General features: G+C 73.2%; 21 protein-coding genes, 1 pseudogene and 1 riboswitch. Of the genes and pseudogenes, 10 read left to right on the top strand and 12 right to left on the bottom strand.

Features of this window, described 5'->3' with window-relative positions:
- Positions 1-212: 212 nt before the first annotated feature.
- The 3 genes from AB8Z75_RS04960 to AB8Z75_RS04950 form a co-directional block, all read right to left on the bottom strand.
- A complete protein-coding gene (locus AB8Z75_RS04960; RefSeq protein WP_369200113.1) occupies positions 213-1,079 on the bottom strand; it encodes an ABC transporter permease in 867 nt (288 codons plus the stop codon).
- Positions 1,076-1,879, bottom strand: coding sequence for an ABC transporter ATP-binding protein (locus AB8Z75_RS04955; RefSeq protein WP_369200112.1), 804 nt, complete (start codon positions 1,877-1,879; stop codon positions 1,076-1,078). Before AB8Z75_RS04955 ends, AB8Z75_RS04960 begins: the two co-directional genes overlap by 4 nt.
- A 178-nt stretch (positions 1,880-2,057) precedes the next feature.
- The gene (locus tag AB8Z75_RS04950) at positions 2,058-2,474 is read right to left on the bottom strand and encodes a Fur family transcriptional regulator (protein ID WP_369200111.1); all 417 of its coding nucleotides are present in this window, start codon (positions 2,472-2,474) and stop codon (positions 2,058-2,060) included.
- 164 nt (positions 2,475-2,638) lie between these two features.
- On the opposite strand from AB8Z75_RS04950, the gene AB8Z75_RS04945 reads away from it, so the two are divergent.
- A complete protein-coding gene (locus AB8Z75_RS04945) occupies positions 2,639-4,075 on the top strand; it encodes a catalase (protein ID WP_369200119.1) in 1,437 nt (478 codons plus the stop codon).
- A 198-nt stretch (positions 4,076-4,273) separates the two neighbouring features.
- On the opposite strand, the gene AB8Z75_RS04940 is transcribed toward AB8Z75_RS04945, so the two are convergent.
- Both AB8Z75_RS04940 and hisN read right to left on the bottom strand, forming a co-directional pair.
- On the bottom strand, positions 4,274-4,714 hold the full coding sequence (locus AB8Z75_RS04940) for a cyclic nucleotide-binding/CBS domain-containing protein (protein WP_369200110.1): 441 nt from the start codon (positions 4,712-4,714) through the stop codon (positions 4,274-4,276).
- 167 nt (positions 4,715-4,881) lie between these two features.
- Positions 4,882-5,676 carry a histidinol-phosphatase gene (gene hisN, locus AB8Z75_RS04935; RefSeq protein ID WP_369200109.1) on the bottom strand — a complete coding sequence of 265 codons (795 nt, stop codon included), beginning with the start codon at positions 5,674-5,676 and terminating at the stop codon, positions 4,882-4,884.
- Between the two features lie 164 nt (positions 5,677-5,840).
- Here hisN and AB8Z75_RS04930 point away from each other — a divergent pair, with 164 nt between their 5' ends.
- Positions 5,841-6,509 carry a TetR/AcrR family transcriptional regulator gene (locus tag AB8Z75_RS04930; RefSeq protein ID WP_369200108.1) on the top strand — a complete coding sequence of 223 codons (669 nt, stop codon included), beginning with the start codon at positions 5,841-5,843 and terminating at the stop codon, positions 6,507-6,509.
- A gap of 45 nt (positions 6,510-6,554) precedes the next feature.
- On the opposite strand, the gene AB8Z75_RS04925 is transcribed toward AB8Z75_RS04930, so the two are convergent.
- The 4 genes from AB8Z75_RS04925 to AB8Z75_RS04910 form a co-directional block, all read right to left on the bottom strand.
- Positions 6,555-6,878 (bottom strand): multidrug efflux SMR transporter, encoded by a 324-nt coding sequence (locus AB8Z75_RS04925; protein WP_369200107.1) that lies wholly within the window; start codon positions 6,876-6,878, stop codon positions 6,555-6,557.
- 82 nt (positions 6,879-6,960) lie between these two features.
- Complete coding sequence (rsgA, locus tag AB8Z75_RS04920; protein ID WP_369200106.1) at positions 6,961-7,980, bottom strand: ribosome small subunit-dependent GTPase A; 1,020 nt, start codon at positions 7,978-7,980, stop codon at positions 6,961-6,963.
- Positions 7,981-7,993: 13 nt separating this feature from the next.
- Positions 7,994-9,367: a 3-phosphoshikimate 1-carboxyvinyltransferase gene (aroA, locus tag AB8Z75_RS04915; protein ID WP_369200105.1), complete on the bottom strand. Its 1,374-nt coding sequence runs from the start codon at positions 9,365-9,367 to the stop codon at positions 7,994-7,996.
- 89 nt (positions 9,368-9,456) lie between these two features.
- A complete protein-coding gene (locus AB8Z75_RS04910; RefSeq protein ID WP_369200104.1) occupies positions 9,457-10,230 on the bottom strand; it encodes a M50 family metallopeptidase in 774 nt (257 codons plus the stop codon).
- Positions 10,231-10,329: 99 nt separating this feature from the next.
- Between AB8Z75_RS04910 and AB8Z75_RS04905 the strand changes: the two genes are divergently transcribed.
- From AB8Z75_RS04905 to def, 8 genes and pseudogenes are all read left to right on the top strand, one after another.
- On the top strand, positions 10,330-11,172 hold the full coding sequence (locus AB8Z75_RS04905; protein WP_369200103.1) for an SOS response-associated peptidase: 843 nt from the start codon (positions 10,330-10,332) through the stop codon (positions 11,170-11,172).
- 102 nt (positions 11,173-11,274) lie between these two features.
- On the top strand, positions 11,275-11,976 hold the full coding sequence (locus AB8Z75_RS04900) for an alpha/beta family hydrolase (RefSeq protein ID WP_369200102.1): 702 nt from the start codon (positions 11,275-11,277) through the stop codon (positions 11,974-11,976).
- A gap of 230 nt (positions 11,977-12,206) precedes the next feature.
- Positions 12,207-13,043 (top strand): sigma-70 family RNA polymerase sigma factor, encoded by an 837-nt coding sequence (locus AB8Z75_RS04895; RefSeq protein ID WP_369200101.1) that lies wholly within the window; start codon positions 12,207-12,209, stop codon positions 13,041-13,043.
- The gene (gene rsrA / locus AB8Z75_RS04890) at positions 13,040-13,423 is read left to right on the top strand and encodes a mycothiol system anti-sigma-R factor (RefSeq protein ID WP_369200100.1); all 384 of its coding nucleotides are present in this window, start codon (positions 13,040-13,042) and stop codon (positions 13,421-13,423) included. The genes AB8Z75_RS04895 and rsrA overlap by 4 nt, the downstream gene beginning before the upstream one ends.
- Positions 13,424-13,690: 267 nt before the next feature.
- Positions 13,691-14,551: pseudogene (locus AB8Z75_RS04885) on the top strand (HD-GYP domain-containing protein); the annotation flags it as partial.
- Positions 14,548-15,984, top strand: a complete 1,437-nt coding sequence (locus AB8Z75_RS04880; protein WP_369200099.1) for a hypothetical protein — start codon at positions 14,548-14,550, stop codon at positions 15,982-15,984. The pseudogene AB8Z75_RS04885 and the gene AB8Z75_RS04880, both read left to right, overlap by 4 nt.
- Positions 15,985-16,183: 199 nt before the next feature.
- Positions 16,184-17,188, top strand: coding sequence for a tetratricopeptide repeat protein (locus tag AB8Z75_RS04875; protein WP_369200098.1), 1,005 nt, complete (start codon positions 16,184-16,186; stop codon positions 17,186-17,188).
- Positions 17,189-17,282: 94 nt separating this feature from the next.
- On the top strand, positions 17,283-17,927 hold the full coding sequence (gene def / locus AB8Z75_RS04870) for a peptide deformylase (RefSeq protein WP_369200097.1): 645 nt from the start codon (positions 17,283-17,285) through the stop codon (positions 17,925-17,927).
- An 81-nt stretch (positions 17,928-18,008) separates the two neighbouring features.
- On the opposite strand, the gene AB8Z75_RS04865 is transcribed toward def, so the two are convergent.
- From AB8Z75_RS04865 to AB8Z75_RS04855, 3 genes are all read right to left on the bottom strand, one after another.
- Positions 18,009-19,031, bottom strand: a complete 1,023-nt coding sequence (locus AB8Z75_RS04865) for a ribonucleotide-diphosphate reductase subunit beta (protein ID WP_369200096.1) — start codon at positions 19,029-19,031, stop codon at positions 18,009-18,011.
- Complete coding sequence (locus tag AB8Z75_RS04860) at positions 19,031-21,499, bottom strand: ribonucleoside-diphosphate reductase subunit alpha (RefSeq protein WP_369200095.1); 2,469 nt, start codon at positions 21,497-21,499, stop codon at positions 19,031-19,033. Before AB8Z75_RS04860 ends, AB8Z75_RS04865 begins: the two co-directional genes overlap by 1 nt.
- Before the next feature lie 118 nt (positions 21,500-21,617).
- Positions 21,618-21,751: riboswitch (cobalamin riboswitch) on the bottom strand.
- A gap of 77 nt (positions 21,752-21,828) precedes the next feature.
- Complete coding sequence (locus tag AB8Z75_RS04855; RefSeq protein WP_369200118.1) at positions 21,829-22,272, bottom strand: GNAT family N-acetyltransferase; 444 nt, start codon at positions 22,270-22,272, stop codon at positions 21,829-21,831.
- Between the last annotated feature and the right edge of the window lie 252 nt (positions 22,273-22,524).

Raw genomic sequence — 22,524 nt, 5'->3', positions numbered from 1 at the left:
GTTCTCGCTCGTGCGGGCCGGGTCGGTCCAGGAGCGTTCGCCGCATCCGGGGACGGGTTCGATGTCGCGGTCGGCGGTGTTCAGGCCGCCGTCCTGCCGCGCGGAGCAGCCGGTCAGGGCGAGGGCGCACGTGAGGACGAGCGTGAGGACGGGGGTGAGGGGAGAGCGCACGGCGGCCTTTMGGTGAGGGCGGGCGGGGAACCGGTGCGCGTTCACGACTGGCCGCGGCCCCGGTCGCGGGGCGCCCACGGGGTGAGGAGGCGCCCGGCGAGCCGGACGAGTTCGGAGAAGAGCACGCCCAGGACGGCGACGCAGAGGATGCCGACGAACATCACGTCGTTCTGGAAGAGGGCCCGGGAGTCGAAGATCAGGTGTCCGAGGCCGTCGGAGGCGGCGATGGACTCCGAGGCGACGATCACCAGCACGGCGACGCCCGCGGCGATCCGGGCGCCGACCAGGACGGAGGGCAGGGAGGCCGGCAGCAGGACGTGCCGGAACATCTGCCAGTGTCCGGCGCCGAAGACGCGCCCGGCGTCCCGGTGGCCCTCGGGGACGGCCAGCACGGCGGCCATCGTCGAGATCCAGACGAAGAAGAAGACCGTCGCGGCCACCAGGGCTATCTGCGGCCCCTCACCGAGCCCGAACATGTTGAGGAAAATGGGGAGCAGCGCCAGCTTCGGCACCACGTACAGGGCGTCCATCATGGGTTCCAGCGCGGCCCGCACCAGCGGCAGCGCCCCCATCAGCAGCCCGAGCAGGTAGCCGGCCACCGTGCCGAGCAGGTATCCGGCGAGGACCCGTTTGAGGGTGGCCCACACGTCGGGCCACAGGTCGCCTTCCGCGGCGCGTTCCCATCCGTCGGCGAGGATGGCGCTCGGTGCGGGGTAGACACGTGCGTCGATCCACTGCTGGGTGGCGGCGAGCTGCCACAGCAGGACGAGGACGAGCGGTACGGCCGCGGCCAGCGACAGCTCCAGGGCGCGCCGCCGCCGGTGGGTGCTCTCCGGGGCCCTCTCGTGCGGTCCTGGGCGCCGTACGATGCGCCCTTCGCTGCTGTGGGGCGTCTGCAGGGTGCTCATGCGGCGGCCCCCTTGTCGCTCGATGGGGCCGGTCGCGCGGCGGGTGCCGGGCGGGCGACCTCGCCGCGCAGCAGTTCCCACAGTTCGTCCTTGAGCGCGGTGAAGCGCGGGTCGGAGCGGACGTCGCCGGTGCGGGGGCGGGGGAAGGGCGTGCGGCGTTCGGCGATGACGCGGCCGGGGCGCGCGGACATCACCAGGACCCGGTCGCCGAGGACGAGGGCCTCTTCGAGGCTGTGGGTGATGAAGAGGGTGGTGGTGCTGGTGGCCTGGGTGAGGGCGAGGAGCTCGTCCTGGAGGATGGTGCGCAGCTGGGCGTCGAGCGCGGCGAAGGGCTCGTCCATCAGCAGGATCTCCGGTTCGACGGCGAGTGCCCGGGCGATGGCCACCCGCTGCCGCATGCCGCCGGAGAGGGCGGCGGGGTAGGCGTCGGCGAAGTCGGCCAGCCCCAGCCTGGCGAGCCAGGCGGCGGCCCGGGCGTCGGCCTCCTTGCGGGGCGTGCGCTGGACGTCGAGGCCGAAGCGGACGTTGGCCAGCACGGTCTTCCAGTCGTAGATGCCGTAGTCCTGGAAGATCATGGCGGCGGGGTGGGGGGCGTCGGTGCGCAGTTCGAGCGCGCCGGAGGAGGGGCGCAGCAGTCCGGCGGCGATGCGCAGCAGGGTGGACTTGCCGCAGCCGGAAGGGCCGACGACGCAGACGCACTCCCCCGGGTCGACGTCCAGGTCGAGCGGGCCGAGTGCGGCGATTCTGCGCGGGCCGCGGCCGAAGCTGCGGGTGACGGCACTGGCGCGGATTTTCGGCATGGTGACTCCCCGTTCCGGGTGGGGAAGAGTGCGTCAGTCCGTGACGATATGACGGGCCGTCAGATACCGGCAAGGGTGCTGCGGCAACGCGCTGCGGCGACACGAGCGGGCCCGCACCCTCGGGGTGCGGGCCCGCTCGGCCGGGAAACGGGCGCCGTCGGCGCCTTCGGGTGGAGGGTCAGGCGTCGGCGCAGTGCGGGCAGACGCCCCGGTAGGTGACGGTGGCCTCCGCGACGGCGAAGCCGTACCGCTCCTGCTCGGGCAGGGCGCTCAGCGGGTCGCCCGTCGGGTGGACGTCGCGGATGGTGCCGCAGCGGGAGCAGACCAGGTGCTGGTGGCTGTGGCGCGCGTTGGGGTCGTAGCGTTTCGCGCGGCCGTCGGTGGCGACCTCGAGCACTTCACCGAGGGCGACGAGTTCGCTGAGCGTGTTGTAGACCGTCGCGCGGGCGATCTCCGGCAGGCGGTCCGTCGCGCGGGCGTGGACCTCGTCTGCCGTGTAGTGGACATGGTCGCCGTCGAGCACCTCGGCGACGACGCGCCGCTGCGCGGTGAGGCGCCAGCCGCGATCGCGGAGCCGTTCCAGCAGGTCACTCATGTGTCCAGACTAGCAGCGCCATGTCCATGGGCAGAACCCGTACGGGTTTCGTTTTCTTCTTGACTTAGACAATGTCCAATGTAGGGTTGCGAGTGGTTGGCCCACAGGACAGATGTGAAGCACAGGAGGCGCACGTGACCGTGCAGGACGAGACGTCCGGACCCATGACGACGGAAGCCGGTGCTCCGGTCGCGGACAACCAGAACAGCCAGACCGCCGGCGTCGGCGGCCCGGTGCTCGTTCAGGACCAGCACCTGCTCGAGAAGCTCGCGCACTTCAACCGCGAGCGGATTCCCGAGCGGATCGTGCACGCCCGGGGCGCGGGCGCGTACGGCAAGTTCACCGTCACCGCCGACGTGACGCAGTACACGCGGGCGAAGTTCCTCTCCGAGGTCGGCAAGGAGACCGAGGTCTTCGCGCGGTTCTCGACGGTGGCCGGCAACCTCGGCGCGGCGGACGCGGTGCGTGACCCGCGCGGTTTCGCGCTGAAGTTCTACACTGAAGAGGGCAACTACGACCTCGTCGGGAACAACACGCCGGTGTTCTTCGTCAAGGACGCCATCAAGTTCCCCGACTTCATCCACACCCAGAAGCGCGACCCCTACACCGGCTCGCAGGAGCCGGACAACGTGTGGGACTTCTGGGGCCTCTCGCCCGAGTCGACGCACCAGGTGACCTGGCTGCACGGCGACCGCGGCATTCCCGCCTCCTACCGCCACATGGACGGCTTCGGCTCCCACACCTTCCAGTGGAGCAACGAGGCGGGCGAGGTCTTCTGGGTCAAGTACCACTTCAAGACCGACCAGGGCATCAAGAACCTGACGGCCGCCGAGGCCGACGTGCTGGCCGGCAAGGACCCCGACAGCCACCAGCGCGACCTGCGCGAGGCCATCGAGCGCGGCGAGTACCCGAGCTGGACCGTCGGCGTGCAGATCATGCCCGCGGCCGAGGCGGCGAACTACCGCTTCAACCCGTTCGACCTCACGAAGGTGTGGCCGCACGCGGACTACCCGATCCACTGGTTCGGCAAGATGGAGCTCAACCGCAACCCGCGCAACATCTTCGCCGAGACCGAGCAGTCGATCTTCTCCCCGCACCACTTCGTGCCGGGCATCGGCCCCTCGCCGGACAAGATGCTCCAGGGCCGCCTGTTCGCCTACGGCGACGCGCACCGCTACCGGGTCGGCATCAACGCCGACCTGCTGCCGGTGAACGAGCCGAAGGCGGCGCAGGCCCGCACCTACGGCCGCGACGGTGTCATGTACGACGGCCGCCACGGCGGTGCGAAGAACTACGAGCCGAACAGCTTCGGTGGCCCGGCCGAGACCGGCCGTGCCATGTGGGAGCCGCAGAGCGTCAGCGGGACGACCGAGGACCACGAGGCGCCCTCGCACGCCGAGGACGACGACTTCGTCCAGGCCGGGAACCTCTACCGCCTGATGTCGGAGGACGAGAAGCAGCGGCTGGTCGACAACCTCGCGGGCGGCATCGCGGCCGTCTCGCGTGACGAGATCGCCCAGCGCGCGATCGAGAACTTCCGCAAGGCGGACCCCGACTACGGCAAGCGGCTCGAGGCCGCGGTCCAGGCCCTGCGCGGCTGATCGATCGCTCGCCGTACGAGCCCGGAGGGATCGGACGCCATGGGGCTCCGGTCCCTCCGGTGCGTTTCCCGCGCCGTCCCCACGGGTGCTCGTAGGGGGCGGCGCGGGACCGCGTTCCGTACCCGGTCCGTACCGCGCCCGCGGGGCGGGACAGCCTTGGTGCCCCGCGGCGTCGGACGGCCTTGGTGCCCCGCGGGGTCAGACGGCCATCTCTCCCGCGGGCCGGGTGTCCGCGGGCCGGGCCTCCGCGGGCAGCGTGTCGGCGTCGGCCCAGCTGCGCACGATGTCGCGGACCGAGACGATGCCCACGGGTTCGCGCTCGTCCAGCACGATCAGATGGCGGAAGCCGCCTCTGGTCATCGCCTCGGCAGCCGCCGCCAGTGTCCAGTCGGGCCCGGCGAAGACGACGTCGTTGGTGGTGTGGGCGTGGGCCGTCTCCCGGTCGGGGTCCTGTCCGGCGCCCAGGGAGTCGAGGATGTCGCGCTCGGTGAGGATGCCGAGGCCGCTGGTGTCGGGGTCGAGGACGACGGCGGCGCCCACTCTGCGGGCCGACATCAGCTGCGCTGCCTGGCGCAGGGTGTGGGCGGGGCCGATGGTGAGGATCACGGTGCTCATGGCGTGCTGGACGTGACCTGGCATGCGGGGGCTACCTCCTTGGCGGAACGGCTTCTGCGGGGCCCCGGGCGAGGCGCGGGACCTCGAGAAGGGGTTCACAAGGTCACAAGCGTGCTCATACTCATGCTCACATGTGACGCAGGCCACAACAAGGAAGCGTGTACGGGCCACCCGGACCGGGCGGCCCGCCCTCAGGCCGTCAGGTAGCTCAGCAGCGTCTCGTGCAGCAGGCCGTTGGAGGCCGCCGCGTTGCCGCTCTGCGGACCGGGGTTGCCGTCCAGCCCGGTGAAGCAGCCGCCGGCCTCCTCGACGATGACCGAGCTGGCCGCCATGTCCCACAGCGACAGCTCCGGCTCGGCGCAGATGTCCACCGAGCCCTCGGCGACCATCATGTACGGCCAGAAGTCGCCGTAGCCCCGGGTGCGCCAGCAGTCCCGGGTCAGGTCCATGAAGCCGCCCAGCATGCCGCGCTCCTCCCAGCCGTGCAGCGAGGAGTAGGCGAAGGACGCGTCCCGCACCTCGGCGACCTTGGAGACCTGGAGGCGGGTCGCCTTGGAGAGGCTGCGCCCCGTGTACGCGCCGGAGCCGAGCGCCGCCCACCAGCGCCGGTTGAGCGCGGGGGCCGAGACGACACCGACCACGGGACGGTCACCGCCCTCACCCATCTCCATCAGGGCGATCAGCGTCGCCCACACCGGGACGCCGCGCACGTAGTTCTTCGTCCCGTCGATGGGGTCGATCACCCAGCGGCGCGGTCCGTGTCCCTCGGTGCCGAACTCCTCGCCCAGCACCGCGTCCCGGGGGCGGGTGCGCTGGAGCGAGCTGCGGATCAGTTCCTCGGCCGCCTTGTCGGCCTCGCTCACCGGCGTCATGTCCGGCTTGGTCTCCACCTTCAGGTCGAGAGCCTTGAACCGCTCCATGGTCGTGGCGTCGGCGGCGTCGGCCAGCACGTGGGCGAGACGCAGATCATCGTGATAGTCCAGCATGTCCGCACAGTATCCGGCGGGGTGACCCCCGGCCACAGGGCCATGCGCGTGCGGCGCGTATTGACACCTCATGGCGGTGCGTCAATTCTGTGCCGCACGCCGGGCTGTGGGGCGCGTCGGTCCGGCGTGCGAGGAGTAGAGGGGGCGGGCTGGGGGAGGCGACGATGCCTGCTGCGCGCGAGACCCTGCTGGAAGCCGCCCACGCGGCGGTGCGGGCGCGGCCCTGGAGCGCCGTGCGGATGGTCGAGGTCGCCGCGGCGGCCGGCGTCTCCCGGCAGACGCTCTACAACGAGTTCGGCGGCAAGGAGGGCCTGGGCGCGGCGCTGGTCAGCCGACTGGTCGAGGACTTCCTCGACGGTACGGGCCGCGCCGTGACCGAGGCCTGCCGCGGCGGCGCCGACCCCGCGGCCTGCTGCGCCGCCGCCGCGCACTGGGTGCTGCGCACCGCCCGCGCCGAGCCCATCGTGCACGCGGCCCTCACCGGGTGCTGGGGGCCCCGGACGCCGCTGCCGTCCCGTCCGCCTCCGCCGGCCGTGTGGGCCCGGGCCGCCCGCGAGGCGCACCCGGCGGAGCCGGGGCGGCTCGCCCACGTGCTGTGCGACCGGGCCGTGGCGGGGCTCGACCGGGCCACCCGCCTTCCGGTCGGCGGCCCGGGACCGCGTCCGCGCGGGGGCCCGGCCGAGCTGGTCGAGACCGCCCGCGGTGACCTTCAGCGCGCGTACGAGGCGGGCTTGCGGATCGCGCTCAGCTACGTCGTCGCGCCCCAGCCGGGGCCTGACGAGGAGCCGTGCGGACGGGTCGACGCGGTCGTACGGGCGCTGCTGGCGCGCTGAGCGGTCGGCGTGCGGGGGCCGGGTTCGGCCCGGCGGGGCGCGGTGTCAGTGGGCGCTGCCGGAGAGCTGGAGCCCCATCACGCCGATGATCACCAAGGTGATGGAGACCAGTTTCAGCACCGAGACCACGTCGCCCATGAAGATCATGCCGTAGATCGCCGTCCCGGCGGCCCCGATACCGGTCCAGACCGCGTAGGCGGGACCGACGTCCAGCCGCTTCAACGAGAGGGTCAGCAGGCCGAAGCTGCCCAGCGCGAAGGCGCAGAACGCGATGGTCGGCCAGAGCTTGGTGAAACCGTGCGAGAGCTTCAGACACACGGCGAAGCCCGTCTCCAGCAGCCCAGCGACTATCACCAACAGCCACGCCATGTGCTCTTCCTCCCGTGACGCCCCGTGCGGTCCAGGTCAAGCGCAGGCAAACCAGTATGCCGCCGCGCGCCGCCGGAAGCGATCAGTCCCCTTCGCGGCGTTCCCGCGTGCCCAGCAGGCGGCGCAGCGAGTGCAGCCGGGCGGCGTCCGCGTGCCCGTCGGCCACCCACGCGTCCAGCGCGCAGCCGGGCTCGTTGTGGCTGCATCCGCGCGGGCACTGGGCGGCCCCCTCCTCCAGGTCGGGGAACGCGTGGATGACGCGCGAGAGTTGGATGTGGTTCAGCCCGAAGGAGCGTACGCCAGGGGTGTCGATGACCCAGCCGTCCTCGCCGGTGGTCGAGGGCGGCAGCGGGAGCGCCAGCGCGGACGTCGTGGTGTGCCTGCCGCGCCCTGTCACCGCGTTGACGTCGCCCGTCGCCCGCTGCCTGCGCGGCACCAGCGCGTTGACGAGCGTGGTCTTGCCGACGCCGCTGTGCCCCACGCACACCGTGACCTGACCGCGCATCAGCGCGCGGACGCTCTCGGCGCCCGCGCCCTCGGCCAGTCCCTCCCGGCTGGTGACCACGTGGCGCACCCCGAGCGGCGCGTACGTCTCCAGCAGGGGCCGGGCCGGCGCGAGATCCGACTTGGTGAGCACCAGCAGCGGTTCGAGACCCGCGTCGAAGGCCGCGACCAGGCAGCGGTCGATCAGCCGGGGTCGCGGCTCGGGGTCGGCCAGCGCGGTGACGATGGCGAGCTGGTCGGCGTTGGCGACGATGACGCGCTCGTACGGGTCGTTGTCGTCCGCCGTCCTGCGCAGCACCGAGGTGCGCTCCTCGACGCGGACGATGCGCGCCAGCGTGTCCTTCGCCCCGGACAGATCACCGACGACCGCCACCCGGTCGCCCACCACCACACCCTTGCGGCCCAGCTCGCGGGCCTTCATCGCGGTGACCGTGCGGCCCTCCACCAGGCACGTCAGCCGGCCGCGGTCGACCGTCAGCACCAGCCCCTCGGCCGCGTCCTCGTGCTTGGGCCTGGTGTGGGTGCGCGGCCTGGTGCCGCGCCGGGAGGGGCGGACGCGGATGTCGTCCTCGTCGGTGTGCTTGCCGTAGCGGCGCATCGCGGGCGCCCTCTCAGGCTCTCACTCCGGCCGGCGCCCCGAGCATGTCCGTCCACATCGCCGGGAAGTCGGGCAGGGTCTTGCCCGTCGTCGCGACGTTCTCCACCTCGACGCCCTCGACCGCCAGGCCGAGCACCGCGCCCGCCGTGGCCAGCCGGTGGTCGTCGTAGGTGTGGAAGACGCCGCCGTGCAACGGCCGGGGGCGGATCCGCAGCCCGTCCTCGGTCTCGGTGACGTCGCCGCCCAGGCCGTTGATCTCCTTGGCCAGCGCCGCCAGCCGGTCCGTCTCGTGCAGCCGCAGATGGCCGATCCCGCGCAGCACCGACTCGCTCTGGGCGAGCGCCGCGACCGCGGCGATACCGGGGGTCAGCTCGCCCACCTCGCCCAGGTCGATGTCGATGCCCAGGACGCGGCCCGAGCCGGTCAGGGTCAGACCCCGCTCGTCCAGCTCGCAGGTGCCGCCCATCGCCGTGAAGATCTCCCGCAGCGCGTCACCCGGCTGGGTCGTGTGCCGCGGCCAGTCCGCGACGGTGACCCGGCCGCCGGTGACCAGCGCCGCGGCCAGGAACGGCTGCGCGTTGGACAGGTCGGGCTCGATCGTCAGGTCGCGCCCCCGCAGGGTGCCGGGCGCCACCCGCCACACGTGCGCCCTTCCGCCGTCCTCGGGCGCGTCCACCTGGGCACCGGCGGCGCGCAGCATCTCCACCGTCATGCGGATGTGCGGCATCGAGGGCAGGGTGCGGCCCGTGTGGCGCACCTCCACGCCCTGGTCGAAGCCCGCACCCGACAGCAGCAGGGCGCTGACGAACTGGCTGGAGGAGGACGCGTCCACCTCGACCGTGCCACCGGCCAGCGCGCCGGCGCCCCGCACTGTCAGCGGTAGCGCGCCGCGCCCCTCGTCCTCCACCCGGGCGCCGAGCGCGCGCAGCGCGTCGATGACGCCGTGCAGCGGACGCTCGTAGGAGCGTGGATCGCCGTCGAACCTGACCGGTCCTTCGGCCAGCGCCGCCAGCGGCGGCAGGAAGCGCATCACGGTGCCGGCGTTGCCCACGTCCACCGTCGCCGGGCCGCGCAGCGGCCCCGGCAGCACCCGCCAGGCCTCGCCCGTGGTACGCGCGCCGCCGGCCTCGGCGGCGGCGGAGGCCGGGGAGACCGTCTCCTCGATCCCGACGCCCATGGCGCGCAGCGCCCCGGCCATCAGCAGGGTGTCGCGGGAGCGCAGCGGGCGGCGCAGCAGGCCCGGCTCGGCGGCCAGCGCCGCCAGCACCAGCGCCCGGTTGGTGACCGACTTCGACCCGGGCACGGTGACGGTCGCCTCGATGCGGCCCGGCGCGGTGGGGGCGGGCCAGAGGGCGGTGTCTGCGGCGGGTGCGTGCTGGTCGGTCATGGGGCAACTCTAATGGCTGGGGCGCGGGCCGCCCCGAGCCCGCCGCCGGGCAGCAGGGCCGGGAGAGGGCGGCGCCGCGCGCGGCGGGCTCACAGCTGGTCCAGCACCGGGCCGAGCAGCCAGCGGCCGCCGCCGATCAGGGAGCAGAGCGAGACGGCGTGGAAGAGGAAGAGCCACATCGCCGCGGGGACGTGGGTGAGCCGCGAGAGCTGGTCGGCGTCCGAGTCCCCGGCCCCCCCGTCGCCCGGCCACCGCCCCTGGCGGAAACGCTGCGCGTTGCCCTGTGCCCGCCGCTTGCGCTGGAGTTCGAACGCCGGCCTGACGCCGCCCAGCAGCAGGAACCACACCACCACGTACGCGAAGCCGGCCTGCACCTCCGGGTCCGTCAGCCACGAGACGAGGACGAAGGCGCCGCCCGCCACCACGACGGTCAGCACCCCGTAGGCGTTGCGGATCATCACCAGCATCGCGAGCAGCAGCACCGTCGCCCCCCACAGCAGCGCGGTGATGTGGTTGGCGGCCAGCAGCCAGGCGCCGCCGAGGCCCAGCAGCGGGGGAGCGGTGTAGCCCGCCGCGGCGGTCAGCACCATGCCGATGCCGGTGGGCTTGCCCCGCGAGACGGTCAGCCCCGAGGTGTCCGAGTGCAGCCGTATCCCGTCCAGCTGCCGCCCGGTGAGCAGGGCTATCAGGCCGTGTCCGCCCTCGTGCGCGATCGTGATGGCGTTGCGGGAGATCCGCCACACGCCGTGCGGGGCCACCGCCAGCAGCGCCAGCACGCCGGTGGCGATCACCAGCCACTGCTCGGGGTCCGGCTGGCTGCCCACGACGCGGTCCCAGACATCCGTGATGCTCGCGTTGTCCATGTTCGCGGCGTTCTCCTCGTGTGGTCCGTGTGCGGCCGCGCGTGCCGTCCTCCGTCAACGCACGGCGACGTTTCCGCGTGCCGTGGCAGTCTTGCAGGCATGTGCGGACGGTATGCAGCGAGCCGGGGGGCCGAGGATCTGGCCCGGCTGTTCGAGGTGGAGAAGTGGGAGCCCGCAGAGGCGCTCGCGCCCGACTGGAACGTCGCGCCCACCAAGCAGGTGCACGCGGTGCTCGACCGCCCCCTCAAGGGCAGTGCGGAACCGCGTCCCGTGCGGCAGCTGCGCCCCCTCAAGTGGGGTCTGGTGCCCGGCTGGGCGAAGACGCCCGACATGGGCGTCAAGATGATCAACGCCCGCGCCGAGACCGTCCACGAGAAGCCCGCCTACCGGCGCCCCTTCGCCGCCCGCCGCTGCCTGCTGCCCGCCGACGGCTACTACGAGTGGGTCACGGCCGAGGGCGAGCTCAAGCTGGAACAGGAGGGCAGGCGCAAGCGGCCCCGCAAGCAGCCCTACTTCATCTCTCCCGCCCCGCGGGACGGCTCGGACGAGGCGCCGGTGATGGCGATGGCCGGGCTCTACGAGTTCTGGCGGGACAAGACACTGCCCGACGACCACCCGCGGGCGTGGTGGGCCACCTGCACCGTCCTCACCACCGCCGCCGAGACCGCCCCGCTGGCCAACGCCGGCGAGCTGAGCGAGGGCGGCCCGGGCTCGCTGGCCGACATCCACCCGCGCATGCCGCTGATGCTCACCCCCGACCGCTGGGACGCCTGGCTCGACCCCTCCCACACCGACTCCGAGCAGCTCCGCGCCTTGCTGGCTCCGCCGCCCGGCGGCCTCATGCGGGCCCACCCCGTCTCCACGGACGTCAGCAACGTCCGCAACAACGGCCCCCACCTGGTGAAGGAACTGCCGGCGCCGGAGGAGGAGACGCTGTTCTGACCCGGCCCTGACCGCCCCTTCCCGGGCACCCGGTCTGACCGCCCCTTCCCGGGCCCTGGTCTGACCGGCCTTTTCCCGGGCACCCCTGGAAGGATGCCGGACATGAACGCGCATACGGACAGCGGCAAGGCCCACGCGCGCCGGGACGAGGAGCGGCCCGGCGGGGGCGGCGGGCGGACCGAGACGGTCGCCACCCCGGTCGGGCAGGCCAGGATCACCTGGCACGACGCCAAGAAGGCCCACACGGTGCTGGCGCTCGGCCACGGCGCCGGAGGCGGTATCGAGGCGCGGGACCTGCGGGCGCTGGCCGCCGCGATGCCCGCCGAGGGCGTCAGCGTCGCCCTGGTGGAGCAGCCGTGGCGGGTGGCGGGCAAGAAGGTGGCTCCGGCCCCCAGGACCCTGGACGCGGCCTGGAGCGCGCTGTGGCCCGCGCTCACGCTTCCCGGACTCCCCGTGATCGCCGGGGGCCGCAGCGCGGGGGCCCGCGTGGCCTGCCGTACGGCGGGCGAGCTGGGCGCACGCGCGGTGCTCGCCCTCTCCTTCCCGCTGCACCCGCCGGGCAAGCCGGACAAGTCGCGGGCCGAGGAGCTGACCGGGGTGGAGCTGCCGGTGCTCGTCGTCCAGGGCGGACGGGACCCGTTCGGGCGCCCCGAGGAGTTCCCGCAGGGCACCAGCCTGGTCGAGGTGGCGTGGGGCGATCACGGGTTCGCGCTCCCGAAGTCGGCCGCGGTCTCCGAGGACGAGGCCATGGGCGTGATCACCGGTGCGGTGGCCCGGTGGATCGGCGGCGGCGCGCCCGGGTGAGGTCCGCACCCCGGCGGCCCGGCGACCCGGCGGCCCGGCGGCCCGGCGGCGGGGCGAAGGGCAGGGCAGCAGCCCCGTGACGGGGAGGGCCGGCCGGGGAGAAGAAGAACCTCCGGACGCCGGGAATGATCGGCGAGGCGGTGTGGTTGCACGCAGTGTCCACAGAGGAAGCCGAGGTGCGGTGGTCGCCGCCCAAGGGCCTCACCACGAGGCGAAAGGAAGCCGCCCAGATGGGTTCTGTCGCTTGCCCCCAGCGTCCGCGGGCCGCCGACCTGGACTGGGCCACGCTGGCGCTGGCCTCAGGGACGACTATTCGAGCGGCGGACGGTGCGGATCGTCGTCTATTCTCCGAATCGAGCGGGTCCTCGGTCGGGCTCGCCCCGACAGCGGAGGAGGTGGGTCCGGTCACCGGGACCGAAGACGGCTCGAACGCACAGCCCAGGGATCAGGAGTCGGAGACGGCACAGGAGCGCAGCGCGCGCTTCGAGCGCGACGCGCTCGCCTTCCTCGACCAGATGTACTCGGCCGCGCTGCGCATGACGCGCAATCCCGCCGACGCCGAGGACCTGGTGCAGGAGACCTACGCCAAGGCGTACGCGTCCTTCCACCAGTTCCGCGAGGGCACCAACCTCAAGGCGTGGCTGTACCGCATCCTGACCAACACCTTCATCAACTCCTACCGCAAGAAGCAGCGCGAACCGCAGCGCAGCGCCGCGGAGGAGATCGAGGACTGGCAGCTCGCGCGGGCCGAGTCCCACATGTCCACCGGGCTGCGTTCGGCGGAGGCCCAGGCCCTCGACCACCTGCCGGACTCGGACGTCAAGGCAGCGCTCCAGGCGATCCCCGAGGAGTTCCGCATCGCGGTCTACCTCGCCGACGTCGAGGGGTTTGCCTACAAGGAGATCGCCGACATCATGGGAACACCCATCGGCACGGTGATGTCCCGTCTGCACCGCGGTCGGCGCCAGCTTCGGGACATGCTGGAGGGTTACGCGCAAGAGCGCGGACTGGTCCCGGCCGGTGCCGCGGCGGACGGGTCGCAAGACCGGAAAGGTTCGGGCTCATGAGTTGCGGAGAGCCGCACGAGACGGACTGCGCTGAGGTTCTCGACCACCTCTACGAGTACCTCGACCGCGAGATGCCGGACGGGGACTGCGAGAAGTTCAAGGAGCACTTCGACGAGTGCTCCCCGTGTTTCGAGAAGTACGGCATCGAGCGCGAGGTCAAGAAGCTCGTCAAGCGCTGCTGCGGGCACGACGACGTCCCGTCGGACCTGCGGGCCAAGGTGATGGGCCGGATCGAGGTGATCCGGCAGGGGCAGCAGGCCTCCCCCGAGGCCGAGTCCGCCCCGGCCTCGGACACCGTCGAGGCGCAGAACCCGACGAGGGCGCAGAACCCGGCGCGGGCGCAGGCCCCGACGGGGGCCGAGGGCACCAACCCCGCCTGACGCCTCGGTACACACCGAGCGCGGACGCGTCGGCACTTCCGCCCGCTGTCCCCCCATCGGGTGAGCGCTGCCCGTCTCGTACGGGGGAACACCTCGCCGGAGCGGCAACGGGCCCGCGCGGCACTCCTATTCTCCCCGCCATGACACGAGGCGGGGAGGAGGCCCGTGATGCGCGTGGGAGTGTGGGCGCGGCGGCGTGCCGGAGCGGACCCCGGAGGGGAGCGGCGGCGCACGTTCGCGCTGGCGTGCGCGCTCGCCGCACCCGCGGTGCTCCTTCTGTGGCGCGGCCCCTACGGGCCCTGCGCCGCGCTGCTCGTCCTCGGCCCCCTGCACCTGGCCTGGCGGGAGCTGCGCCGGTGCCGTCCGGAGAGCGCCGCCCGCCGAGCGGCGGTCCAGGCCCTGGCGCAGGCGGTGCACCTCAAGGACCGCTACACGCGTGGGCACGGCGAACGGGTCGGCCACGCGGCGGTCCTCATCGCCCGCGAACTCGGCCTGGACGAGGAGCGCACCGAGACCCTGCGCTGTGCCGGAGTCCTGCACGACGTCGGCAAACTCGGTGTCCCCGCGCGTCTGTTGCGCAAGGAGGGGCCGCTCACCGCCGCCGAGCGCCGCGTCGTGGAACGCCACCCCGAGCAGGGTGCGGACCTCGTGCGCGGCCTGGACTTCCTGGGCGAGGCGCGGGCCGCCGTGCTGCACCACCACGAGCGCGTGGACGGCCTGGGCTACCCGCACGGCCTGGCGGGCGACCGGATCCCCGAGGCGGCGCGCATCGTGTCCGTCGCCGACGCGTTCGACGCGATGACCTCCACGCGCAGCTACCGCAGGGGCAGGCCCGTCGCCGCGGCCGTTGAGGAGCTCGAACGCTGCGCCGGCACCCAGTTCGACCCCCGGATGGTCGCCGCCCTCGCCCGGGCGTTGCGCCGTCACGGCTGGCCGTACGCCGAGTCCGCGGCCGGGTGTGACGCGTCCGCGCGGCAGTCTGCCCGCGCCCCGGCGGCGGCAGGGGAGCCGGACCGTGCCGTGCCGGCGGGCGGCGTCGCGGCGCGCGCCGTGCCGCAGGACACCGCGGAGGAGACCGGTGAGCGGCGCGGGGCCGGCGCACGGGCCGGTCGTGGTGTGGCCGTATGACGACGCGCCCCGTCCCGCGGGCCGCTCGCACGCGGGCCGTCGCGGGCCGGTGTCCGGCCGCCAGGGTCGTCGGCTGCGTGTACGTGGCCGCCGCGGCGCTGGCCGTCGCGGCGCTGTGCGCCACCCTGTGGCACGGCCTGGTGCGGCCTGGTGCGGCCGTGGCGTTCGGACTGGTCGTCGCGGTGGGGGAGTTGGCCCGGGTCCGGCTGCCTCAGGCGGAAGCCTGCGACGGCGCCGGGCGGAGCACCGGGCTCGTCTGCGGTGCGGGCGCGCTCGGTTACGCGCTGCTGGGCGCGGTGGAGGAGGCGCCGGTCTGGCAGTGGGCGGCGCAGGCGGTCACCGTGGCCCTGGTGGGCTCCCTCGTCGGATCGGTACCGCACGTGGCGCTGGGCCAGGCGCCGCCGCCCCAGGCCGCCGGCCGTCTCACGCTCGGTGTGGCCTTCGCCGCGACGTGCTGCCAACCCCTCTCGCCTGGGGGCTTGTTCGGTCACGCCGCGCCGCCGGGGGCGCTGTTCTCCCTGTGCCTGCTGTTCCTCGCCCTGTTCGCCGGCTGTGTCGACACCTTCCTCGCCGCCGCCACGGCCGCCACCGCCACCTCCGCGGCGACGGCTGCCCCCGCCGCACCGCAGCCTGTCCCTGCCGCCCGGGGCGGCGCGGTCGCCGCGGTCGCCGGCCGGCCGTACGGGCCGCTGCTGCGCGCTCAGTTGCGGGCCCGGCTGGTGACCGTTCCCGCCGTCGCCGCGACGGCGGTATTCCTCGCCCTGGCCGTCGCGTCGGCGGGGCTGTGGGCGTTGCCGGTCTGCTGCGCGCCGCTGCTGCTCACCCAGGTCGTCCTGCGCCGCCGGGCCCCCGTACGGGCGACCCGCCGGCGCACTCTCGCCTCCCTGGCGAGGGCGCCCGAGGTCGCCGGATGCACCCCGCACGGCCACGCGCGCCGGGTCGCCGACCTGAGCCGTGCCGTGGGCCGCGAGCTGGGCCTGTCGGGAGGGGAACTCACCGCTGTGGAGTACGCGGCCCTCGTCCACGACGTGGGGCGACTCTCCCTGAGCGATCCGGTACCCGGCGGCGCCACGGCCGGGCTGGGCCCCGGCGGCAGGCGGGGCGTCGCCCTGTCGGGCGGCGCCGTGGTCCGGCAGGCGGGGGTCGGCGGCCGGGTGGCCACCGCGGTGGAGGCGCAGGCGGACCCGTACCGCGAACAGTCCCTGACGGCGCGCGTCGTACGCACCGTCAACGCCTACGACGACCTCCTGACGGCGTACGGCGCCCACGCCCGCGCCACCCCGGGGCCGGACGGGGTGCCGGACGGCCCGGTGGCGGTCCCGGGACCGCGCGAGCGGGCACTGCGGACGCTGCGCGGCGCCACCGCGCGTGACCACGAACCACGCGTCGTGGAGGCCCTGTCACGCGTCGTGTCCCGCTCCCGGGGCGTCTGACGCACGGGTAATGAGCGGGCACCCGAGCGGGCATGGTTGGATGCGAAGGGGGAACCGCGACAGGCGTGGACGCGAGCGCCGGGCGTCCGGCGCCAAGGACCCCGACGGCAGGTGAGCGGCCAGGCGGTAGCCGGGCCACGAGACAGGCGGGACGAAAACGGCGGGAACGGCGGGAAACAGCGGAAACGGCGGAATCACTGTGAGGATCTTCGGCAAGGTGCGGCACCGTCCCTCCGCCTCGTGGCGGCAGGCGACGGACCGTGCGTTCACGCTCATCGGCGACGGCCGGTACGAGGACGCGGGTGCCCTGCTCACCCGCGCCGCCGACCTGGAGCCGTGGCTCTCGGAGTCCTGGTTCAACCTGGCGCTGCTGCACAAGTTTCGGCACGACTGGGAGCAGGCCCGCACGGCCGGGCTGCGCGCCGTCGCGCTGCTGGACCGGGAGGCCGGTGCGCCCGACTGGTGGAACGTCGGCATCGCGGCCACCGCCCTCCAGGACTGGCCGCTGGCCCGCCGCGCCTGGCAGGCGTACGGGCTGGACGTGCCAGGGCAGGGACCGAGTGGCGCCGGCGCGATCGACGAGCCTTCCGGCATGCGACTGGGCAGCGCAGCCGTGCGGCTCTCGCCCGAAGGCGAGGCCGAGGTCGTGTGGGGCCGCCGTATCGACCCGGCCAGGCTGGAGGTGCAGAGCATTCCGCTGCCCTCGTCCGGGCGCCGCTGGGGCGAGGTCGTCCTGCACGACGGCGTTCCGCACGGTGAGCGCTCCACCGCGGCCGGCCCTTCCTACCCCGTCTTCGACGAGATCGAACTGTGGGCGCCCTCGCCCGTGCCCACCTGGGTCGTGCTGCTGGAAGCCGCCACGGAGAGCGACCGCGACGCGCTGGAGCGGCTGGCGGCCGACGCGGGTTTCGCCGCCGAGGACTGGTCGTCCTCGGTGCGGCTGCTGTGCCGTGCCTGCTCGGAGAGCGCGATGCCCGCCGACGAGGGCGACGGCACCACCCACCTCGATCCGCACGACCACAGCTCGCCCGGACATCCGGGTCCGCTGGGGCACATGACGCAGGGTGGCCCCGGCGAGCTGTGGGTGCCCGAGCGGGAGTGCGGGCTGGCCGCTCCCGCTGCCCTGGTGCGCGGTCTGCTGGACGGCTGGGTCGCCGACAGCCCGGACACCCGTGAATGGCGGGATCTCGAGGAGGTCTGCTGAGCGCCTGTCGACCGCCCCGTACTCTGGGGGGCGAGCATTCGCGGTGCTCACCGGATCTCAGTCCCCGCAGGGTCGCAGGAAGGCGTACGACGGCATGGCGCAGCAGCAGGAAACCACGGCCGGGTCGGCCGATGTCGCCGAGGGCGGGTTCGTCGACGACGTGACGGACGCGGCGGCCCGGGAGGAGGCCCACACGGCGCGCGGCACCGCGCGCCCCCTGACGGTGGTGGGCAACCCCGTGCTGCACCGGGAGTGCGCGGAAGTGACCGAGTTCGGCGACGAGCTCGCCGCGCTCGTCGACGACATGTTCGCCAGCCAGCGCGCGGCCGAGGGCGTGGGGATCGCCGCCAACCAGATCGGCGTCGACGCGAAGGTCTTCGTCTACGACTGCTACGACGACGAGGGCGTACGCCACGTCGGGGTGGTGTGCAACCCGGTGCTCGACGAGCTGCCGGCCGAGCGGCGCGTGCTGGACGACGGCAACGAGGGCTGCCTGTCCGTTCCCGGCGCCTACCACCCGCTCGCCCGCCCCGACTACGCCGTGGTGCGCGGCCAGGACGCCGAGGGGAAGCCGATCACCGTCGAGGGCACGGGATACTTCGCGCGCTGCCTTCAGCACGAGACCGATCACCTGCACGGGTACCTGTACATCGACCGGCTCTCCAAGCGTGAGCGCAAGGACGTGCTGCGGCAGATGGCCGAGAGCACCCCGCGCTACGAGACCGTTCCGAACGCGTAGCCGGGTACCGGGTGGGGCCTGGGCCACCTGGCCCCACCCGGCGACTGTGGGTGCGCTCCCGGCTTTGGGGAAGCGGGCGGCTCAGAAGTCGTCGTCGAGGGAGACGGATCCCTCCACGGCGACCTGGTAGGCGGACGCCCGCCGTTCGAAGAAGTTGGTGAGCTCCTGGACGTTCTGGAGTTCCATGAACGAGAACGGGTTGGCGGCTCCGTAGCGTTCGGTGAAGCCGAGGCGGCGCAGCCGCTGGTCCGCGACGGCCTGGAGGTACTCGCGCATGGAGGCGGTGTTCATCCCGGGCAGCCCCTCCCCGCACAGGTCCCGCGCGAACTGGAGCTCCGCCTCGACGGCCTCGTCCAGCATGGCCACCACCTGCTTCTCCAGCTCGTCGTCAAAGAGGTCGGGCTCCTCCTGGCGCACGGTGTCCACGACGTCGAAGGCGAAGGACATGTGCATGGACTCGTCGCGGAAGACCCAGTTGGTGCCGGTGGCCAGGCCGTGCAGCAGGCCGCGGGAGCGGAACCAGTAGACGTAGGCGAACGCGCCGTAGAAGAACAGCCCTTCGATGCAGGCGGCGAAGCAGATCAGGTTGAGCAGGAAGCGGCGGCGGTCGTCCCGCGAGGAGAGCTGGTCGATGTTCTCGACGCTGTCCATCCACCGGAAGCAGAACTCGGCCTTCTCGCGGATGGAGGGGATGTTCTCCACGGCGGCGAACGCCTGGACGCGTTCGTCGTGGTCGGGCAGGTAGGTGTCGAGCAGCGTCAGGTAGAACTGGACGTGGACGGCTTCCTCGAACAGCTGCCGGGACAGATACAGCCGCGCCTCGGGTGAGTTGATGTGCTTGTAGAGGGTGAGCACGAGGTTGTTGGCGACGATGGAGTCGCCGGTCGCGAAGAACGCCACCAGGCGGCTGATCATGTGCTGTTCGCCGGGCGAGAGTTTGGCCAGGTCGGCGACGTCGGAGTGCAGGTCGACCTCTTCGACGGTCCAGGTGTTCTTGATGGCGTCGCGGTAGCGCTCGTAGAAGTGCGGGTAGCGCATGGGGCGCAGGGTCAACTCGAAGCCCGGGTCGAGCAGGCGGGGCGTGGTGTCGGCTGGTGTCGTCATTACTGGCAGGCCTCGCAGGACTCGGGGTTTTCCAGGGAGCAGGCGACGGCTTCGTCGGCCGCCGCGGGGGTGGGCGCGGGCACGGGGACGGCGGCCCCGGCTGCCTGCGCGATGCGGGTCGCGGGGCGCGAGCGCAGGTAGTACGTCGTCTTGATGCCGCTCTTCCACGCGTACGCGTACATGGAGCTGAGTTTTCCGATGGTGGGGGAGGACAGGAACAGGTTCAGCGACTGGCTCTGGTCCAGGTAGGGGGTGCGGGCCGCGGCCATGTCGATGAGGGCGCGCTGGGGGATCTCCCACGCGGTGCGGTAGAGCGCGCGCACCCGCTCCGGCACCCAGTCCAGGTCCTGGACCGAGCCGTTCGCCTGGCGCAGTGCCTCGCGGGCCCGCGCGTCCCACAGCCCGTGCCGCTTGAGCTCCTCCACCAGGTACGCGTTCACCTGAAGGAACTCTCCGCTGAGGGTCTCGCGTTTGAAGAGGTTGGAGACCTGCGGCTCGATGCACTCGTACACGCCGGCGATGGAGGCGATGGTCGCGGTCGGTGCGATGGCCAGCAGCAGGGAGTTGCGCATCCCGGTGCGGGCGAGGCGTGCGCGCAGGGCGCTCCACCGCTCGGGCCAGGCGTGGCCCTCGCGCGCTTCGGGGTAGTGGTCCGGGTGGAGGGTGCCGCGTGCGGTGCGGGTCAGCTCCCAGTCGGGCAGCGGCCCGTGGCGCTCGGCCAGTTCGGCGGAGGTCTCGTAGGCGGCGAGCATGATCCGTTCGGCGATCCTGGTGGACAGCTCGCGGGCCTCCGCCGAGTCGAACGGCAGCCCGAGCCGGAAGAAGACGTCCTGGAGCCCCATCACGCCCAGACCGACGGGCCGCCAGCGGGAGTTGGATCCTGCGGCCTGCTCGGTCGGGTAGTAGTTGACGTCCACCACGCGGTCGAGGAACGTGACCGCTGTACGGACGGTGGCGTCCAGCCGCTTCCAGTCCATCCGCCGGTCCTCGCCCAGGTGGGCGGCGAGGTTGACGGAGCCCAGGTTGCACACGGCGGTCTGGTCGTCGTCGGTGACTTCCAGGATCTCCGTGCACAGGTTCGAGGAGTGCACGACGCGGCCCGGCGTACCGGTCTGGTTGGCGGTGCGGTTGGAGGTGTCCTTGAAGGTCATCCAGCCGTTGCCGGTCTGCGCGAGGGTGCGCATCATCGCGCCGTACAGCTGCCGCGCGGGCAGTCGTTTGAGGGCGCGCCCGTCGGCCTCCGCCGCGCGGTAGGCGGCGTCGAACTCCTCGCCCCACAGGTCGGTCAGCTCGGGCACGTCGGAGGGGGAGAAGAGCGACCAGTCCTCGTCCGCCTCGACGCGGCGCATGAACGCGTCGGGTACCCAGTGCGCGAGGTTGAGGTTGTGGGTGCGGCGCGCGTCCTCACCGGTGTTGTCGCGCAACTCGAGGAACTCCTCGATGTCCGCGTGCCAGGTCTCCAGGTAGACGCACGCGGCTCCCTTGCGCCGGCCGCCCTGGTTGACCGCGGCGACCGAGGCGTCGAGGGTCCGCAGAAACGGCACGATCCCGTTCGAGTGCCCGTTGGTGCCGCGGATCAGCGCGCCCCGCGAGCGGATGCGGGAGAAGGGCAGGCCGATGCCGCCCGCGTGCTTGGAGAGCCTGGCCACCTGGTGGTAGCGCTCGTAGAGCGAGTCCAGTTCGTCCTTGGGGGAGTCCAGCAGGTAGCAGGAGGACATCTGGGGGTGGCGGGTGCCGGCGTTGAAGAGTGTGGGGGAGGAGGGCAGGTAGGCGAGGGAGCACAGCAGCCGGTAGAAGGTGCCGACCTCGGCGAGCGCCGCTGCCGTCTCGTCCGCCGCCAGCCCGCAGGCCACGCGCAGGAAGAAGTGCTGCGGGGTCTCGATCGCGCGCCGGGTGGTGGGGTGGCGCAGCAGGTAGCGGGAGTGGACGGTGCGCAGCCCGAAGTAGCCGAACCGGTCGTCGGCGCCGTCCGCGAGCGCCTCGTCGACCAGCGCGTCGAGGTGTGCGGCGTGCGCGGTGACGAAGGCGTGCGTCCGGTCCGCGAGCAGTCCCTGGGCGTGGCCGAGCGCGACCGAGGCGGAGAAGGAGGTGACGCCCTCTGCCCCGGTCTCGTCCCGGATGGCGCGCGTGAGCAGCCGGGCGGCCAGCCGCGAGTACGCCGGCTCCTCGCCGATCAGGCCCGCGGCGGCTTCGATGGCCAGGTCCCGCAGGTCGGCCGCGGTCGCGGAGGGGGCCCTTCCGCGCAGCGCCGCAGCGAGCACGGGGGCCGGGTCCGCGCCGGTCAGGTCCGCGGTCAGGGCGGCGAGGGTGTCACGCAGCGCGGCGGCGGGGCGGTCGTGCGCGTCGGGTCCGGGAGCGGTTCCGTACTGGCCGTCGGTTCCGTACTGGCCGGTTGGCTCGCCGGCGGGCCGCTCCCGCCCGGCCGGCTGCTCCTGGCTGGGTGACGGGGCGGTGGGGGCGATGGTCACGCGGTGCTCTCCCTCGCTGCTCGCTGCTCGTGCTCGTGGCAGGGCAGGGCGCGGGGAGCGCGCACGCCGTCGGGCATGCCGCACTCCGTCCGCCGGCCCAGTCCACGAGACCCGGACGTTCCTCGATGCCGCCGCCTGCAGGTGATCGGACTCGCGGGCAGCTTCGTTCTGCTCCGCACACCGTTGCGGGACAGTCCCGGGTTCGCACCGGGTTCCCCTGCGTCAGTGGCGACGGCCGTGAGGGAGCATACATGTTGTGGCCGCTCGGGTGTGACCCCCCATATCTTGTGTCATGCGCACCGGGAGAGGGCGTGCTCACCGCAGGCGGGTCACAGCACCAGGGCGTAGGTCCACAGGCTCATTCCCTCGATCGGGGACCAGTCGCGCCCGGGCGTGCGGGTGAAACCGAGCCGCTCGTAGAGCCGGTGCGCCGCGGCCATGCGCGGATGGGTGGACAGCACCAGCCCGCGCAGGCCCAGCGCGCGGGCCCGCTCCCCGCACGCGGTCACCAGCGCCTCGCCCACCCCGCGCCCCCGCGCGCTCTGTGCCACGGCGAGCATCCGGAACTCGCCCTCGCCCTCGCCTGCGATCTCCGCGTAGCGCCCGCGGGTTCCGACGAAGGTGACCGAACCCAGCAGCGTGCCCGTACCGTCCTCGGCGATCAGCAGTTCCGCGTGGGCGGCGCGGCTCGCGGCGTCGCGCAGTGTCGTCAGGTACGGGTCGTCCTCGCCGAAGTCCAGCAGCCCCCCGTCGAGGTAGGCCCGTGCGATCAACTCTCCGGCCCGCGCGTACTCCTCGGGCCGGGCCGTCCTGACCGTGACGCCGGCCGGCCCTCTCGTGGCGCCGGCCTCCCCGGCCGTCGCGCTGGCCGCCTCGGCCGCGGTGGTCGCCTTGGCTGCGCTGGTCGCCTTGGCTGCGGTGGTCGCCTCGGCCGCGGTGTCGGCTGTGCTCGTCGTGAAGTCCATGGCCGCCATCATGCGCCGACACGCCGACGCTCGTCCCGGAATGTGTCCGGGACGGGCGTC

The organism is Streptomyces sp. PU-14G, from assembly GCF_041028275.1.
In the GTDB taxonomy this organism is placed as follows: Bacteria; Actinomycetota; Actinomycetes; order Streptomycetales; family Streptomycetaceae; genus Streptomyces.
This window is presented reverse-complemented; position numbering and strand designations above follow the sequence as displayed.